Below are 14,819 nucleotides of genomic sequence, written 5' to 3' on the forward strand. Positions count from 1 at the left end.
CTATCAGTATTGGCGTAGTTTTTTAAAAGATATATTTATGTAGGTTGAGTGGAGTGAAACGCAACCCAACATTACCACCTTATTTATATTGGATTACGCGATCGCTGCACCCAACCTACAAAACTTACGAACGAAGTTAGTGGGCGTAAATAATTGTCGTTGGGATAAGGTAATAGGCAATAGGTATAAGGATTTTAGCTAGTTCATTTTTCTTTACAGTCAAGAGGTTAGAGAGGAATTTCTTAAGCAAAATTCTTATCCACCTTGAAAGTGCTAGTTCTAGATTTTATAAAAATTTTATACAAGCAAGTATCTTAACGCAATTTGAACTCAGTGTTTAAGTTGCGTATTTTTGCTGTCGATATTGTATTTTTTGATAGATATTATGAAAATATGCACTGATACAGGATAAAGCTGAGTCATCAGGTAACTTCTTTATGTTTTACCGTCTAGCGTTAATCTCTAGCCTGGTGCTGGCAAGTGCATTCGCTCTAAATCAAGCTGCGATCGCTCAAAGTGCAGATGTTCCCTTCAGTGGAACAGTTCCAGCTGAAGCTACCTTTAATGCTCCTGCGCCTGGCACTGCTGAACCAACTATTTCTAGCAGTTCTGGTGGAATTCCGACAAAGTTTGAATCACAAACTCCTGCGACTATGGGCGTGCAAACTAGCACACCTGCCACTATCTCTGTTTCACCCCCCAGATTTGTATCTGGCCCTAGTGCCGATCCTTCTGGGACAACGCACATCGGATTTTTAAAATTTGGTTCGGCTAACCTTCGCAGTGATGTCGGTGGTGGGAGTGCAACTTTACCAGCAGGTAGTACCAATTTAGAGGTGGGTTTGCTGGTAGAGCGACCTGTAGCATTTACGCCGGGAATTTATACCTACGTTGTTACTTTAACGATCGCACCATAGCTGTTTTCTGCAACCCTTATTTATTTGAGAAGGATTTAAAAATGATTCGTCGTTCTTTATTAACTATTGCTTTGATAATTGTTGGTTCTGCTGCTCTTGCACCCAAAACAATGGCACAAACGGCTGATGTACCTTTTACAGCAAATGTCGGTGGTGTCTGCAACTTCGATCAAATCACCCCTGGTAAATTGGGACTCAACCAACAGACTAACCCAACTTCACTAGCAGGAGGATATTCTGGAGGACAATTTGGTAAGGTTTTTGTTAGCTGTAACCAAGGTGCCAGAGTGAGTATATCTAAGCCACAGCAGACCGGAGGCCCTAGTTTTACACCCATTAACTCTGTTGGGATAATCAACTCACCTTTTGGCAGTACGAGTTCTCAGGGTGGTAGTCCTGTATCACTACCCTCTGGTAGCGGTTTGCCTTTGGATATAGACATGATAGTAGATAAGGGCAGTCCCCTTGTTCCTGGAAACTACAGCTATGTAACAACATTGACTATCGTGCCATAGTCTAAAACTTTCCCAGTTTTCCTTCAATTTGGTTGAGAAAAATAGTTATTGAATATCTTGTCGCTAGAGAGTAAATCTTCAAGCGGCAAGATATTTTTCTCATGACCGATAAATAAAATAAATCTCTTTTTGGGAACTATAAATCAGAAATTAACTTTACAATCCTGCCATAGTTATGAATATGCTCAAAAGTAATTGGCGCTCTCTAGCTGCTGTTAGTGCTGGCTTATTCGCCCTAGTTTTGTTTCCTGCTGCTGCTAAAGCACAAATGAGTGTTTCTCCGCTAGTGATTGAAGCCAAAGCGGAACGCGGACAAGCCCAAGGAATGATTACGATTTCCAATACTAGTAAAACCCCCTCTCGCATTCGCATCTATGCTGAACCTTTTACCTATAGCCGCGATGCAGGGTTTCAAACCTTATCCTCTAGTCCCAGTGACTTGACGAAATATCTGCAATTCTCACCGCGTGAATTGACTGTCAAACCAGGAGAAGTTCGCCGGGTACGCCTCATCAGTCGCTTGGCTCCTAATTTACCAGATGGCGAATATCGAGCGGTCGTATTTAATGAAACTCTTACTGAATCGAAAGATGCTGCTGGTAATAACATTACTTTAGTCGCACGAATTGGCGTGACATTCTATGTTAGAAAAGGCAATCTTTCTCCCCAACTAGCAATTGATAGTGCCAGTTTTAACCCAGAGCAGAAACAGATTCAACTTTTAGTTCGTAATAGTGGCCAAGCAACTGTTCTCCCCAGTTTAAATTGGACGTTACGCCAAGGGCAAACTATTGTCAAAACTGGGCAGATAGATACTAATGCTGTAGTCGCAAATAGCGATCGCAATTTTTTATTAAATTACCCCAATAAAGACCAACCAGCCTTGAATCCTGGTCAATATCAGCTAAGTGGTGAGTTATTCTGGGGTGAAGACAATAATAAAAGTAAGTTGCCCTTCAATGTAAATATTACTATTCCTAGACAAACAGCTGCATCACAGAAAAAGTAGCTTGTGTAATAATTCGTAATTCTTAATTAATAAATTCAGATTAAATCTGGCATCTTTAGTCTGATTTTGGAGAATTGGTATTACTGTAAAATACAGCATTAATATCGATAATTTTGTTTGGTACTTGGGAATTATATGTTGGTAGAGATGTTGCAATGCAATGTCTCTATTTCTATAGGAAATTTTACAGAGAAGTTAAAAATTTGTGCAACTTTGGCTATTAACTAGTAGAGGCAAATGTCTGCTAGCTGCGATCGCTCTTATCTATCAAATTATTATCACCCCAGCTAAGGCAGATACGCCTGCAATTTCCAATCTACAAACACCTACAAGTACCGAATTAGGAAAGGATTCAGACTTTAAAGTTTTTCCCATAGGATTGAATGTCGGCAACCGCAATGTCAATTCTAGCGTTTTGGTACGTGGTCAAGAAGATGGTTCCCAAGCAATTGATTTTCCAAATTGGCTGTTACCTTATGATGCCGTCGTTCAAGGTTTGAAATTAAATGTCATCACTTTACCAGACGGTCAATTAGAAGTGCGATCGCTTAGTTTTGTGACTCGCATCAACCCAACAAAACTTCGCACCGATCCAGAATTAGGATTAGTCTTTACAATTCAAGATTTACAAACTCTCTTTGGCGTAGGGGCAAAATTTGACATCAATGAATACGCCATTATTTTAGATGTTCCAGGAGTAGATCAATCCAGTGGCAAACTAGCAGAAACAGAAACTCCAATTCAACTAGAAGGATTACCACACATTACACCTAAAAAGTTTAGTGTTGCGGCAGTTGAACAGAAGGTAAATGCTAGCGGTGGTGCTACCAGATCGACAAGTTATAGAGGCGATTTTATTGCTGTTGGTAGTGCTTTGGGTGGTTCGTGGTTCATCCGCACCGATCAACCAAATTTACAAAATCCGCAAACTTGGAATATTGCTGAAGCGCAATTTTTGCGACAAACTAATTCATCTGATTATTTTGTGGGTTCCCAGCCAACTTTTTGGCAAACTCAAGGAACAGGAGACTATTGGGGGTTTACATCCATTCAACGACAGGGCTTTGTACCACCTCAACCCTTTGGCGGTGGTTCTTCCGATCCTCGCCAACGTTTACAAGCAGATGCTATTGGACGCACAATTGCTGGTAAAGCTGAACCAGGTACATTAGTGCGCTTAGTACAAGGTTTTAGCGATCGCATAATTGCCGAAATTTTAGTTGATTCTTCTGGCATTTACCGCTTTGAAAATATTAAAAGTCAAAATCAATTTTTGGCAAATAATTATCGCGTTTTGCTGTATCCCCAAGGGCGACTTACCGCCCAACCAGAAATTCAACAGGCTAATTTTTCTACAGTCCCAGGACAATTACCAGCAGGTGCTTCAGGATTAATCGTTTCTGGCGGGTTACGACGGGATTCTTTGGGAAATCAAAGTCTGTTGGGCAACTTTTCTGAGTTTCGGGGAGGAATTGCTGGACGTTGGGGTTTATCGGAAAATCTGACAGTAGGCTTAGGTGGAGTGTATGACGAATCGCCTAAAGCCTTAGCAGAATTATTTTGGCGTGCTAGAAACTTACCTTTGCAGGTAGCAGTTTCAGCACTGACGGGTAATAAGTGGGATGTGAATACAGATATTCGCTACGATCCAGCGTCTAACTTGAGTGCTATATTTACCAGCGATCGCTTATCTAGCCGTTTTAATCTAGATTGGCGAGTTTTGCCTCAATTCACTTTATTCGCCAGTAGTGACACGGGTGATGCGACATCTAGCGGAATGCAATTTAACTTGAGTGGCAAAGATGCCTTTACTTTTGCCCGTATCAGCCTAGATACTAAAAACCGTCTGCGCTGGAATTTGCTGCAACGTCTTGGAAAACTAGAATTAACGCAACGCGGTAACGAAATCAGCACTTTGTCGGAACTGAATTACAACTTATCTAAAAACCGCTTTTCTAGTAGTGGCAACTCACTACTGTTAAATTATGAAACACAGAATCAAAATCGTAGCGACAGCTTGCTAAGTGTGAGTTGGCGCTATCGTTCACAACAACAGGCGATTGATGGTAGCTATCAGTGGGAAGCACAGTTAGGTTATGGCGTTGGTTCTCAGGGTAATGGAATACTAGCCACATTGTCAACAACAGTTTTACCCGGTTTGCTATTACGGGCACGTTATCAAGGTGTGTCGCCGAGTTCCGATGAAGCAACTTTCAGCATAGATTTAGCTTCTAGCCTGAATTTACAAGGAGGTATTAGTCCAGGCGATCGCCGTTCAAATTACTTCCGTACACAAGGCGGACTGTTGATTAAGCCATTTTTTGACCGGAACAATAATGGTAAACAGGATAGAGGCGAAGAAGTTTATACAGATAATGCTGATTTGTTATTGACTTTGAACAATAAACCTCTTAAGTCATTTTTGCCACAAATCCAGGGCAATCGCACTTTAGTAAGAATGCCTCCTGGTATTTATCGCCTCGACCTCGATCCAGCAGGTTTACCCCCTGATTGGCAGCCTATGGTTGAGTCTACAGCCGTTGATGTAGTTGCTGGGAGTTATACCCCTGTGATGATTCCCTTAATTCGTTCTTACGCACGATCGGGGGTAGTCACGGATACTCAAGGTCAAGCGATCGCAGGCGCACGGGTAGAAGCCATACAACCAGATCAAACAACTCGGCGTTTTTCTGTCACCAACGGGGCTGGAGTCTATTATTTAGAAGGCTTGTCACAGGGTAAATACACTCTGCAAATCAACGGTAAATCTGCTGGTAGCTTGAAATTAGAAGAGTCTTCTGAACCATTCCAAGAGCTTAATTTGCAACAGCCGTGAAGTCGTTTTGCTCCAATTAAAAATTATTAATTCAAAATTTAAAAACTACACGAGATTACTCTAACTCAGCGCTTCCCCGTCCTAACTGCACCACCTCAGATGATAGGTGTCGCTCCAACCAATTCTCTAAATCTGCCATTACCTCTCGATAATTGAGGTCACGCTGAATTTCATGATAGGCTTCTGGGTACTCAATTCTCAGCTTATCTGTATAATTTATCCGTTGATAAAAGATGTCGCTTCCCGCAGGTAAAGCCACTCGGTCTGCACCACCGTGGAGAATCAATAATGGTAATTGCCAATCACCTGCTTTAGCATTAATCCAATCAACTGTTGCAAAGAATTCTGTAGCTAGACGGGCAGTACCAAGGGTATGTCGCAGTGTATCCTGAGCGATCGCAGCTAAAACCTGCGGGTCTCGTGAACCAGCACTGATGTCAATGCCTGTATTCAATGTGAAACGCGGCCACACCCGTGAGAGCATTTTTCCTAAAAGCACCCGAATCGGTGAAATCCCAACTTTCCCCAAGGTTGGCGCGAGAGCGATCGCACCTTGCAAAACTGATGCTTGTTGGGGATAGCGCAGAATGTAATCTAAGACAATCACCCCGCCTAAGCTATGACCCAAAAGAAAAATTGGGCAGCCAGGATTCTGAGTCTGAATTAACTGTAAAAAAGCTCCCAAATCTTCTCGAAACTCACTCCAAGCGTTGATATAGCCTCGCTGACCTGGTGAGCGTCCATGACCACGTAAGTCTAAGGCATAGACAGCATATTGTTTGGGAATCAAATGCTGAATTACATTACTGTAGCGATCGCTGTGGGCTCCGAGTCCATGCACAATGGCTAATATTCCCCGTACTTTACCCTCTGGATGCCAGCTTTGATAATACAGGTCAAGTCCTCCAACACCTTGGAATGTGCCTTCTTTACGAGACGCGATGCGATCGCTATGGTCAATCATCTGGTTAATTTTTTAGGTATTGTCTCAGCAAGTTACTAACATGTCAACACTGTTTGTATAAAAATAGCTTCTGGCTATGGGAATAATTACAGCTAATTGAGTTACCCTGATGTATTTATTTAAAATATCGATAAGATCATTCCACAGCTTCTAACCGCGGGTTGGTTAATAATATAACCTCAAGAATTATGATTGAATTCATGAATTCAAGGAGATTTTTATCAAAAATTCTTCTAAGGTATCTGTTCAGGAAGACCAAGCTGATGGGATAATTTCCGAAGTTCATACCGATTCGAAATCTAGCCATCAGAGCCAAGATAGTACACAATTAGGAACTTTAACTGCTGCAAGTATAAAGCGGGTAAAAGAGGGTGTAGCTGCGGCTGGCGATCGCGCTGTTCGCCAGATTATCGAAAAAACCCTCAATCGCTTGGAAGGTGTTAATCAGGGGCATTCAGAACCTAGAGCCAACTCTGGGCTGCGTCGTTTTGTGATGCGATCGCTCATCCATGCCTTTTTCAAGGTACGGGTCGAACACCTCGAAAGAATACCTCAGAAACCTGCAATTCTAGCTGTAAACCATCTCCACCATATCGATCCCTTACTCCTGTTAGCCGAACTCCCTACCCAACCCCACTATTACATCCTGGGCGATGCTCGTACTCTTTATAACAAGTGGTGGAAGCGCTTCATCCTGGATTTTGCGGGGGGCGTGATTCCTTTGGAACGGGTGTGGAAAGAAGAAGTTGCTGTCATGGAAGCGGCTAAAGCAGGAAGGCAAGATTTTGTTGAGCTAGCTACAGCAATTAAACAGACAGTACCGACAGGGGAAGATATACACACACTCCGACAGATAGACCGGATTATCCTGGCAATTTTGGCTCGTGGAGATGGGATGATTCTCTTTCCCGAAGGACGACTGGGAACTGCTGAGGGTAAGTTGCATCTCCCTTTAAAACGCGGGACTGTGATTTATGCCTTGCGGGCTGGTGTACCGATTATTCCAGTTGCACTGATTGGGACTCATGACCTCTATTTGGGAAAGGAGTTAACAATTCGGGTCGGTGAACCGTTACACTTTGCCCAAACAACCAGACCAAAGCGCCAGGAAGTAGAAGTAGCTTTGGAGAAGTTACAGAATGCGATGCTGGCTATGTTGCCAACTAACTATCAAGAACCAACCGGAGCCAAACTGTTACGTTCTTTCCTCAATCACATGTTGTGGTGAGAGTTTATTGCTCTAAAAAGTTAGTAACTTTGAAATTTGATGTTCCCTCCCAACAGTGGTTCAAAAACGCGTTTACCTGAGCATCTGCTGAGTCAATCGATTCTTTGGAAGCGTTAAATTGCACTGCTGTCACAATATACTCAAAGATAATTACAAACTGCTTTTGGAGTGAAATTCTTTCGACTATAATTGTTTCACCTATCTTAGGAATTTGAGGCACATTCACTAAAAATGTCTCAACTTTTGGTTTATCTAGTGGATTTTTGAAATTGAAGTATTTACAGTAAACAATAATTTTCACTTAGACAACCACCAATAACATCATAGATAATCAAAATTATCCTTTAATTTAAAAATTGTAAATATTATAATAGTTTATTAAAAATATCTACCAGCTTATACCAATCCTCAAAAATCAGGCTACAGATGTAAATCTGTAAACCAAAACGAAATTTGACAAGTTTACTATGTTAGCGAGACCTTGAGCCTCATTACGAATTACGAATTAGTGTTATTTCCCCTGCCACATCTGCCGTAACAACTGAAAAATCTTTACAAATCTCTCTTCAAGCCAGAGCATAGCATAATCAACCCATTCCAGAAGTTGCTCTAAGGGATGCTTCTCATAGCCTGTTGAAGTTGCTTTGGTTTCTATCCAGTCTGGCTGTGCCTCAACTTGACTGCTTTGATGAAACTGCTGTTGCAAAATTTCCCCTTTACGAATCTCGCGTTTAGTTAGGGAAGTATGGGCTTGGGTTTGTTTTGCAGCGGCAACTTTTCCAGATATTTTTTGACTTGAGGCAAGATTACTAATTGCTTGTTTCCTTTGCACCAAGCCAGATCCGATCTTAGGCTGTTTTACAGTTAAATTATTTTGTGGAAAATGCCCTACTGATAAACTTGCAGCTAAAGCAGGATTTTTCATTTGAGAAAGTGTAACTGACTTGTCAGTAACGGTTTCGGTGTCACCAAATAAATCATTCCATGTTAGCCAAGGATCAATACCTAAATCCTGGTTCTCCAACAGAGGGCTTTTAGATAAGGCTTTTCTAAAGCGTGATGACAATAGTTTACCTGAAAATTGCTCATCACTAGTTGTTGAATCAAGTGTTTTTCTATTACCAACACCAAAAAAGTAATTAAGCGCCGCCTCAATCAAAGCCTGAATGTTCAGTGTATGAGTTTCCAAACCATCAGCAGTGGTTGCAATTTCTCCCCTAGCAGCTAATTGCTCTTTGCCATAAAGAAATATGTTTAACTGAGTTTGGGCAACTTGAACAATTTCCTGGCTACGTTCTTGCACAGGTACTAAAGCATTTGACTCCAACTTAGCAACAGCTATATCTAGAAACGCTAGTAATCTTTTAGTATTAAGTAAATCTTTTGATATACCCTCAGCTAAAGCTGGAATTTTGGTTGTATTTCCATCAGTGAGTTTTGCTAATAAACGGTCAATCTGTGGTAATAGCTCTGTTTCTTTTTTGACTATAATCAACCGCCAGGACTGCCAGTAATTAGCAACTTCGTTAATAATTCGATTTTCTAACTTTGCCTGCTGCTGGGGTGTCAAAATATCTAGAATTTCATTTTCGGTAGTAACAAGCACTAAACTCCGATTCATCAAATTTGTGGCAATTCCCCGCACTGCTGGAAAATGCTGTTTTAGAGCGTTATCTAACTGTAAAGAGTTGATAATCTCCGCTTTATTCTCTGTAATACTTGAAGATTCTATATAACTTACGTTATTTGTCGAGTTTTTATCAACAAACTTCAGCCGAAAAATTCCCAATAAAGCCAAGGGATTGAAAGTTTCAGATGTTTTTGTAGGAGTGGAGACGGCTTCATCTGACAACACGTAATTGACTGCTTCTAGTACTTGTTGAATAGGACTATCAGCATTTGGAATTTCGGGCTGGAAATCGGTATCATTTGGTTGTAACTTTAGTCTAGTTTGTGGCTCTTTGGTCTGTAGCGTTTTCCCGGATGATTCAGATGACTGAAACAGTAGATACACTGGGTAAAGTAGTGCCTCCACACCCCACTTAGTGGCAACTTGCAAATGCCGGAAGGTGTGTTCCCACTGTTGTGTCACCCGCCGAGATTGCTGGTGGACAAAGTTAAATAGTCTGCTTTGATAACGACCAGAGGAACCAGAAGACATAGTAGTAATTTTTTAGTTCAAGTCTTGTTAAGTTGTGAGACTCGCGCCAAACAATAAAAATAACCAACACCTCATCTTAGCGAATATATGACCCCGACTGTCTCTCAATCTCATACCAAAATCATCTCACAAGCAATTGAGCAACTGCGCTCTTTTTGCCAAGTTAATCTTCAGTCTAGCTGGCTATACCAGGAATCTAACCTGATTATTACTGATGTTGTCGCTGCTGATTTGTCTCATTGGCAACCTGTTCAGTTGAATGCTAAAGAACATATCGCTTGGACAGGTGGGAAAAATGTACTATGGCTAGTGCAAAGGTTGGTAGTGCCCCAAGATTTACAGGGTTATCCTTTAGCTGGGTTATCTTTGCGGCTGGCGCTGGTTTGGTGGGCAGATTCTGCTGAGATTTATGTGAATGGGGAGTTAGTACTGGAGGGTGATTTATTTGATTGTTCGCCGAGAGTGCTTCTCAGTCAGGGGGTAACACCAGGGGAAGAGTTTATTGTGGCTTTGCGGTTAGTGAGTCCGGGACATTGTGATGGTGCTTTAGTGCGATCGCTCCTAGTTTATGAGTCTACTGTTGATAATAATCCCGATCCGGGTTTTGTGGCTGATGAATTAGCTGTGGTGCAGCTTTATTTGGAAAGGTTTGCGCCGGAGAAGTTGGATGCTTTGGTAGAGGTGGTGGAGGAGGTTACGAACCGCAGAGGCGCAGAGGGCACAGAGAAGGGAGAGTTAGCAAAGTCGTTTTTGTCTCTACGTCAAAATTTAATTCAATCCGATATCTTAGCCGAGGGTTGGGGGGATCAAAAATCTAAAATTTTCTTATTGGGTCATGCTCACTTAGATTTAGCATGGCTATGGCCTGTGAGTGAAACTTGGAATGCGGCGCAAAACACTTTTGAGTCGGTTCTGAAGTTGCAAGAAGATTTCCCTGAGCTAATTTTCTGTCATTCGACTCCCGCACTTTACGCTTGGATTGAAGAACATCGCCCGGATTTATTTCAGGCGATTCAAGCACAGGTAGCTGCTGGACGTTGGGAAGTTGTCGGCGGAATGTGGGTGGAACCGGAACTCAATCTAATTGCTGGTGAATCAATAGTCCGTCAGCTATTGTATGGTCAACGATACATCCAGGAAAAGTTTGGACAGTTTTCAACTATGGTATGGGTTCCAGATACTTTTGGTTTCTGTGCAACTTTACCGCAGTTTTTCGCTAATGCCGGAATTGAGTATTTTGTCACCCAAAAGTTGCGGTGGAATGATACTACTAAATTTGATTATGGGGCTTTTTGGTGGCGATCGCCTGACGGTAGCGAAGTCTTTAGTTTGATGTCTGCACCTATCGGTGAAAACATTGACCCAGTTAAAATGGCATCCTACGCTCTGGAATGGCAATCCCAAACTGGTTTATCAGAATCCTTCTGGCTTCCTGGTGTCGGCGACCACGGCGGCGGCCCCACTCGTGATATGTTAGAAACCGCCCAACGTTGGCAAAAGTCGCCTTTCTTCCCAGATTTAGAATTCACGACGGCTGAAAAGTATTTACAGCAAATTGTAGAGACGCGATGGATCGCGTCTGTCAGTAATTATAATTCCCCCCCAGCCTCCCCAGCTCCCCCTGCCTTCCCCACCTGGGATGACGAACTATACCTCGAATTCCATCGCGGTTGTTACACTACCCACGCAGACCAAAAACGCTGGAATCGTCGCTGTGAAAATTTATTGTATGAAGCTGAACTATTTGCTACCTTGGCAACCATAAGTTGTGGTGCGACATATCCTAAAGCAGAAATTGAAGCAGCTTGGAAGCAGGTTTTATTTCAACAGTTTCACGATATTTTACCTGGTTCTTCAATTACTCAAGTTTACACAGATGCGTTACCCCAGTGGCAGCAAGTGGAAAAAGTAGGGATGAAGATATTACAAGAATCACTTTTAGCGATCGCATCTCACATTACCTTATCAGAACCACCAAAACCCAATAGTTTACCTATTTTCGTTTTCAATTCTCTCAATTGGCAGCGTTCTGAGGTAGTCTCTGTTGCCTTACCCACATCACAAGAATGGCAGATTTACGATACTTCTGGAAAGCAGCTTGTCTCCCAATTATCTGAACCATCAACCCTACTATTTCTCGCCACCGAAATTCCACCCGTAGGCTACCGCATATTTTGGCTTTCCCCCTCATCCCCTTCATTCCCCCCATCTCCTTCACTCCTCTCAGACTGGATTTTAGAAAATGAATTCTTGCGAGTTGTTATCGATCCTGATACTGGAGATTTATCAAGTGTTTTTGATAAAACTTATCAACGAGAACTTTTGAGTGGTGCGGGAAATCAACTACAAGCTTTTAAAGATAGCGGTCAATATTGGGATGCTTGGAATATAGACCCCAATTATGCCCAACATCCCTTACCCTCAACAAATCTTCAATCTATTCAGTGGCTAGAAGAAGGGCCAGTACAAAGTCGTGTGCGCGTGGTGCGTCAATTGGGTGAATCGGAATTTTGCCAAGACTATATTTTGCAAGCTGGTTCACCTTTACTGAAGATAACTACTACCGTCAATTGGCAAGAAAATCATGTATTGGTGAAAGCTGCTTTTCCTCTGAATATCGAAGCAGACTTTGCTACTTATGAAATTCCCTGTGGCGCGATTCGCCGGACAACTAAACCGCAAACCCCCGCAGAAGAGGCAAAATGGGAAGTCCCCGCTTTGCGTTGGGCGGATTTAACAGGAGAAACACAGGAGGGTATTCACGGAGTTAGTTTGCTAAATGATTGTAAATATGGTTACGATAGCAAACCAAATCAACTCCGCCTAACACTGCTACGCAGCCCTAATTGGCCAGACTCAGAGGCTGATAAAGGTTTTCATGAGTTTACATATACCTTGTATCCTCATGCTGGTAGCTGGGAATCAGCCCATACGGTACGGCGTGGCTATGAATTGAATATACCGTTACAAGTGATATTGAATCCTCCTAATGAAAACCCTCCCCTTTCTACTGGTAAAGATGGGTTGGGGGTGAGTTTCCTAGATTTATCAGCTGAAAATTTAATCTTGATGGCCTTGAAGCCATCTGAAGATAACCCACAGCAGTTAATTCTACGGTGTTATGAATGTCACGGAGAAACAGCCGAGTTATCTTTGCAAAGTAATTTAGGGTTAAATCTAGGAGATACAGTAGATTTGTTAGAGCGTTCCTCTACTACTGAATTCTCATCTAGGCAACAAATTTTAACAATACAGCCTTGGAAAATCGCCAGTTTTAAGGTAATACCAGCGATAAATTCTAGGCTGGAGTGAGCCACTATTGCTGTGTCAGTGGCCACTTGTGGTTTTCCACAGACCACCAACCACTGACAAATGACCAATACTTCGGCTTACCTCGACTTCGCTCGGCACAAGTCGCTCAGTACAAGTGACAAATGACTCTTTTAATCTTCGTGATCGTCAAACGGATCGTTCAATTCCTTGCTAGGAGGGCCAAAAGAGGTATAAATTGAAATTCCGGTGATTGCAACCACCACGGCGGCCATAGAAATGCTAAGAACTATTGCGGGTTCCATAATTGAGGGATAGATGATGAGTGCTATTCTTATAGAATATTACAGAAGATTAAAAAAAGCTTTGGCAAGTAATATTAGGTGAACTATGGCACAAAGGACTAGGTTGGGAGATATCCTGAAACCACTTAACTCTGAGTATGGAAAAGTGGCTCCAGGTTGGGGTACTACCCCTGTGATGGCTGTTTTTATGGCGCTATTTTTTGTGTTTTTGCTGATTATTCTGCAACTTTACAATAGATCACTCTTAGTTCAGGATGTACTAGTCGATTGGCGGAGTTTAGGACGCTAACAGATACACCGCTATCAAGTTTGTATAACAAGTTAAATTACACCCGGTTCTTCCGGGTTTTTTTGTGAATGGTCAGTGCATACTAACTATTGAGTAGACTACATAATATATGAGTTTCTGTAGTGGTTCTATAGTTGACAGGAGACAAAAATGAATATATTTGGTATCGGTCTGCCGGAAATGGCTGTAATTATGGTAGTGGCACTGTTAATCTTTGGTCCAAAGAAGCTACCAGAAATTGGTCGGAGTGTGGGTAAAACAATCCGTAGTTTCCAAGAAGCTTCTAAGGAGTTTCAAAGCGAGTTTCAAAAAGAAGCAGAACAGTTAGAAGAAACTGTCAAGACTACTGCTGAATTAGAACCTAAGCAAATCTACCCTGCTAAATCGGAGCAGGATACTACCGCTAGTTCTTCTCAACCTAGCTAGGAGACTGCTGGATATCAATTGACTGTAGGCAAAATGACAGAAGCTGCTACGCAACCAGCTTTGGTGATTCCCCAGCTAATTGTCGGGTTGGGGAATCCAGAAAGCAAGTACGACCAAACACGCCATAATATCGGCTTTGCTGCTGTAGAAGCCCTCTCCCGTTCTTGGCGCATTTCCTTAGCAGAAAACCGCAAGTTTCAAGGTGAGTATGGCGAAGGTATGGCACCAGGTGGAGGTAAGATTCGCTTGCTAAAGCCGTTAACTTATATGAATCGCTCAGGACAGTCAATTCAAGCGGTGACAAGTTGGTATAAATTGCCGCCTGAGTCAGTGCTGATAATTTACGACGATATGGATTTGCCTTTGGGAAAAACTCGGCTGCGCCTATCTGGTTCGGCCGGGGGACATAACGGGATGAAAAGTGCGATCGCACATCTGAGTACCCAAAACTTTCCCCGTTTACGAATCGGTATTGGTAAACCCAAAGGTGCAGCTGATAACGATGATTCTAATACTGTCTCCCATGTGCTGGGGCGATTCTCCTCTGCCGAAAATCAGCAAATGTCTCTTGTACTTCAGTTCGTGGTTGAGTGTATTGAACTAAGCCTCAAGCAGGGAGTAGAAAAGGCGATGAATGTTTGTAATAGCCGCACCATTAATAATTCTGAGTCTTAGGGGCCAGTTTGTTTACTAAAGGCGTTTATTTTGGTTGATGGGCAGCGATTTTAGCTTGCTCTATCCAACCGAAATAAAGCCTTTAACGCGCTCTATACCCTAATTGAAGTGCGGCATAGTTTGCTTAATTTTTGTAAGAATAATGGCGATGTCTAAGAAGGGCTATGCCTAAGCGCTATTGCCTGTTTTAGGTCATAACCTCAAGCAACGCCAGTATTACACCA

At 42.3% G+C, this 14,819-nt stretch carries 13 protein-coding genes; 9 read left to right on the forward strand and 4 right to left on the reverse strand.

Features of this window, described 5'->3' with window-relative positions; genetic code table 11:
• The first annotated feature begins 437 nt into the window (after positions 1-437).
• The 4 genes from NPUN_RS21745 to NPUN_RS21760 all read left to right on the forward strand — a co-directional run bounded on the left by NPUN_RS21745 (position 438) and on the right by NPUN_RS21760 (position 5,277).
• Entirely contained in the window at positions 438-917 is a 480-nt protein-coding gene (locus tag NPUN_RS21745) for a hypothetical protein (protein WP_012410645.1), read from the forward strand.
• Between the two features lie 41 nt (positions 918-958).
• A complete protein-coding gene (locus tag NPUN_RS21750) occupies positions 959-1,432 on the forward strand; it encodes a hypothetical protein (RefSeq protein WP_012410646.1) in 474 nt (157 codons plus the stop codon).
• Between the two features lie 181 nt (positions 1,433-1,613).
• Positions 1,614-2,441: a fimbrial biogenesis chaperone gene (locus NPUN_RS21755; protein ID WP_041565553.1), complete on the forward strand. Its 828-nt coding sequence runs from the start codon at positions 1,614-1,616 to the stop codon at positions 2,439-2,441.
• 205 nt (positions 2,442-2,646) lie between these two features.
• A complete protein-coding gene (locus tag NPUN_RS21760) occupies positions 2,647-5,277 on the forward strand; it encodes a carboxypeptidase-like regulatory domain-containing protein (protein ID WP_012410648.1) in 2,631 nt (876 codons plus the stop codon).
• 55 nt (positions 5,278-5,332) lie between these two features.
• On the opposite strand, the gene NPUN_RS21765 is transcribed toward NPUN_RS21760, so the two are convergent.
• Complete coding sequence (locus NPUN_RS21765) at positions 5,333-6,241, reverse strand: alpha/beta hydrolase (RefSeq protein ID WP_012410649.1); 909 nt, start codon at positions 6,239-6,241, stop codon at positions 5,333-5,335.
• Positions 6,242-6,593: 352 nt separating this feature from the next.
• Between NPUN_RS21765 and NPUN_RS21770 the strand changes: the two genes are divergently transcribed.
• Positions 6,594-7,469 carry a lysophospholipid acyltransferase family protein gene (locus NPUN_RS21770; protein ID WP_052304640.1) on the forward strand — a complete coding sequence of 292 codons (876 nt, stop codon included), beginning with the start codon at positions 6,594-6,596 and terminating at the stop codon, positions 7,467-7,469.
• A 4-nt stretch (positions 7,470-7,473) separates the two neighbouring features.
• Here the strand turns inward: NPUN_RS21770 and NPUN_RS21775 are convergent, their stop codons facing one another.
• Together NPUN_RS21775 and NPUN_RS21780 are read right to left on the reverse strand one after the other, a co-directional pair.
• Positions 7,474-7,770 (reverse strand): hypothetical protein, encoded by a 297-nt coding sequence (locus tag NPUN_RS21775; RefSeq protein WP_012410651.1) that lies wholly within the window; start codon positions 7,768-7,770, stop codon positions 7,474-7,476.
• A gap of 210 nt (positions 7,771-7,980) precedes the next feature.
• The gene (locus tag NPUN_RS21780) at positions 7,981-9,630 is read right to left on the reverse strand and encodes a hypothetical protein (protein ID WP_012410652.1); all 1,650 of its coding nucleotides are present in this window, start codon (positions 9,628-9,630) and stop codon (positions 7,981-7,983) included.
• 87 nt (positions 9,631-9,717) lie between these two features.
• Here NPUN_RS21780 and NPUN_RS21785 point away from each other — a divergent pair, with 87 nt between their 5' ends.
• Entirely contained in the window at positions 9,718-12,942 is a 3,225-nt protein-coding gene (locus tag NPUN_RS21785; protein ID WP_012410653.1) for an alpha-mannosidase, read from the forward strand.
• 131 nt (positions 12,943-13,073) lie between these two features.
• Here the strand turns inward: NPUN_RS21785 and psbN are convergent, their stop codons facing one another.
• Complete coding sequence (gene psbN, locus NPUN_RS39330; RefSeq protein WP_012410654.1) at positions 13,074-13,205, reverse strand: photosystem II reaction center protein PsbN; 132 nt, start codon at positions 13,203-13,205, stop codon at positions 13,074-13,076.
• Between the two features lie 85 nt (positions 13,206-13,290).
• Between psbN and psbH the strand changes: the two genes are divergently transcribed.
• The 3 genes from psbH (at position 13,291) to pth (ending at position 14,595) form a co-directional block, all read left to right on the forward strand.
• Positions 13,291-13,494: a photosystem II reaction center phosphoprotein PsbH gene (gene psbH, locus NPUN_RS21790; protein ID WP_012410655.1), complete on the forward strand. Its 204-nt coding sequence runs from the start codon at positions 13,291-13,293 to the stop codon at positions 13,492-13,494.
• A gap of 150 nt (positions 13,495-13,644) precedes the next feature.
• On the forward strand, positions 13,645-13,920 hold the full coding sequence (locus tag NPUN_RS21795; protein ID WP_012410656.1) for a TatA/E family twin arginine-targeting protein translocase: 276 nt from the start codon (positions 13,645-13,647) through the stop codon (positions 13,918-13,920).
• Positions 13,921-13,953: 33 nt separating this feature from the next.
• Positions 13,954-14,595, forward strand: a complete 642-nt coding sequence (pth, locus tag NPUN_RS21800; protein ID WP_012410657.1) for an aminoacyl-tRNA hydrolase — start codon at positions 13,954-13,956, stop codon at positions 14,593-14,595.
• The last annotated feature ends 224 nt before the right edge of the window (positions 14,596-14,819 follow it).

The sequence above is a fragment of the Nostoc punctiforme PCC 73102 genome, from assembly GCF_000020025.1.
Taxonomy (GTDB): Bacteria; Cyanobacteriota; Cyanobacteriia; order Cyanobacteriales; family Nostocaceae; genus Nostoc; species Nostoc punctiforme.

Bases quoted from the DNA above. Each gene is read 5' to 3' on its own strand.
- NPUN_RS21745 (WP_012410645.1), top strand. From the start codon at position 438: ATGTTTTACCGTCTAGCGTTAATCTCTAGCCTGGTGCTGGCAAGTGCA.
- NPUN_RS21795 (WP_012410656.1), top strand. From the start codon at position 13,645: ATGAATATATTTGGTATCGGTCTGCCGGAAATGGCTGTAATTATGGTA.
- psbN (WP_012410654.1), bottom strand. From the start codon at position 13,205: ATGGAACCCGCAATAGTTCTTAGCATTTCTATGGCCGCCGTGGTGGTT.
- NPUN_RS21765 (WP_012410649.1), bottom strand. From the start codon at position 6,241: ATGATTGACCATAGCGATCGCATCGCGTCTCGTAAAGAAGGCACATTC.
- pth (WP_012410657.1), top strand. From the start codon at position 13,954: ATGACAGAAGCTGCTACGCAACCAGCTTTGGTGATTCCCCAGCTAATT.
- NPUN_RS21785 (WP_012410653.1), top strand. From the start codon at position 9,718: ATGACCCCGACTGTCTCTCAATCTCATACCAAAATCATCTCACAAGCA.
- psbH (WP_012410655.1), top strand. From the start codon at position 13,291: ATGGCACAAAGGACTAGGTTGGGAGATATCCTGAAACCACTTAACTCT.
- NPUN_RS21780 (WP_012410652.1), bottom strand. From the start codon at position 9,630: ATGTCTTCTGGTTCCTCTGGTCGTTATCAAAGCAGACTATTTAACTTT.
- NPUN_RS21750 (WP_012410646.1), top strand. From the start codon at position 959: ATGATTCGTCGTTCTTTATTAACTATTGCTTTGATAATTGTTGGTTCT.
- NPUN_RS21755 (WP_041565553.1), top strand. From the start codon at position 1,614: ATGCTCAAAAGTAATTGGCGCTCTCTAGCTGCTGTTAGTGCTGGCTTA.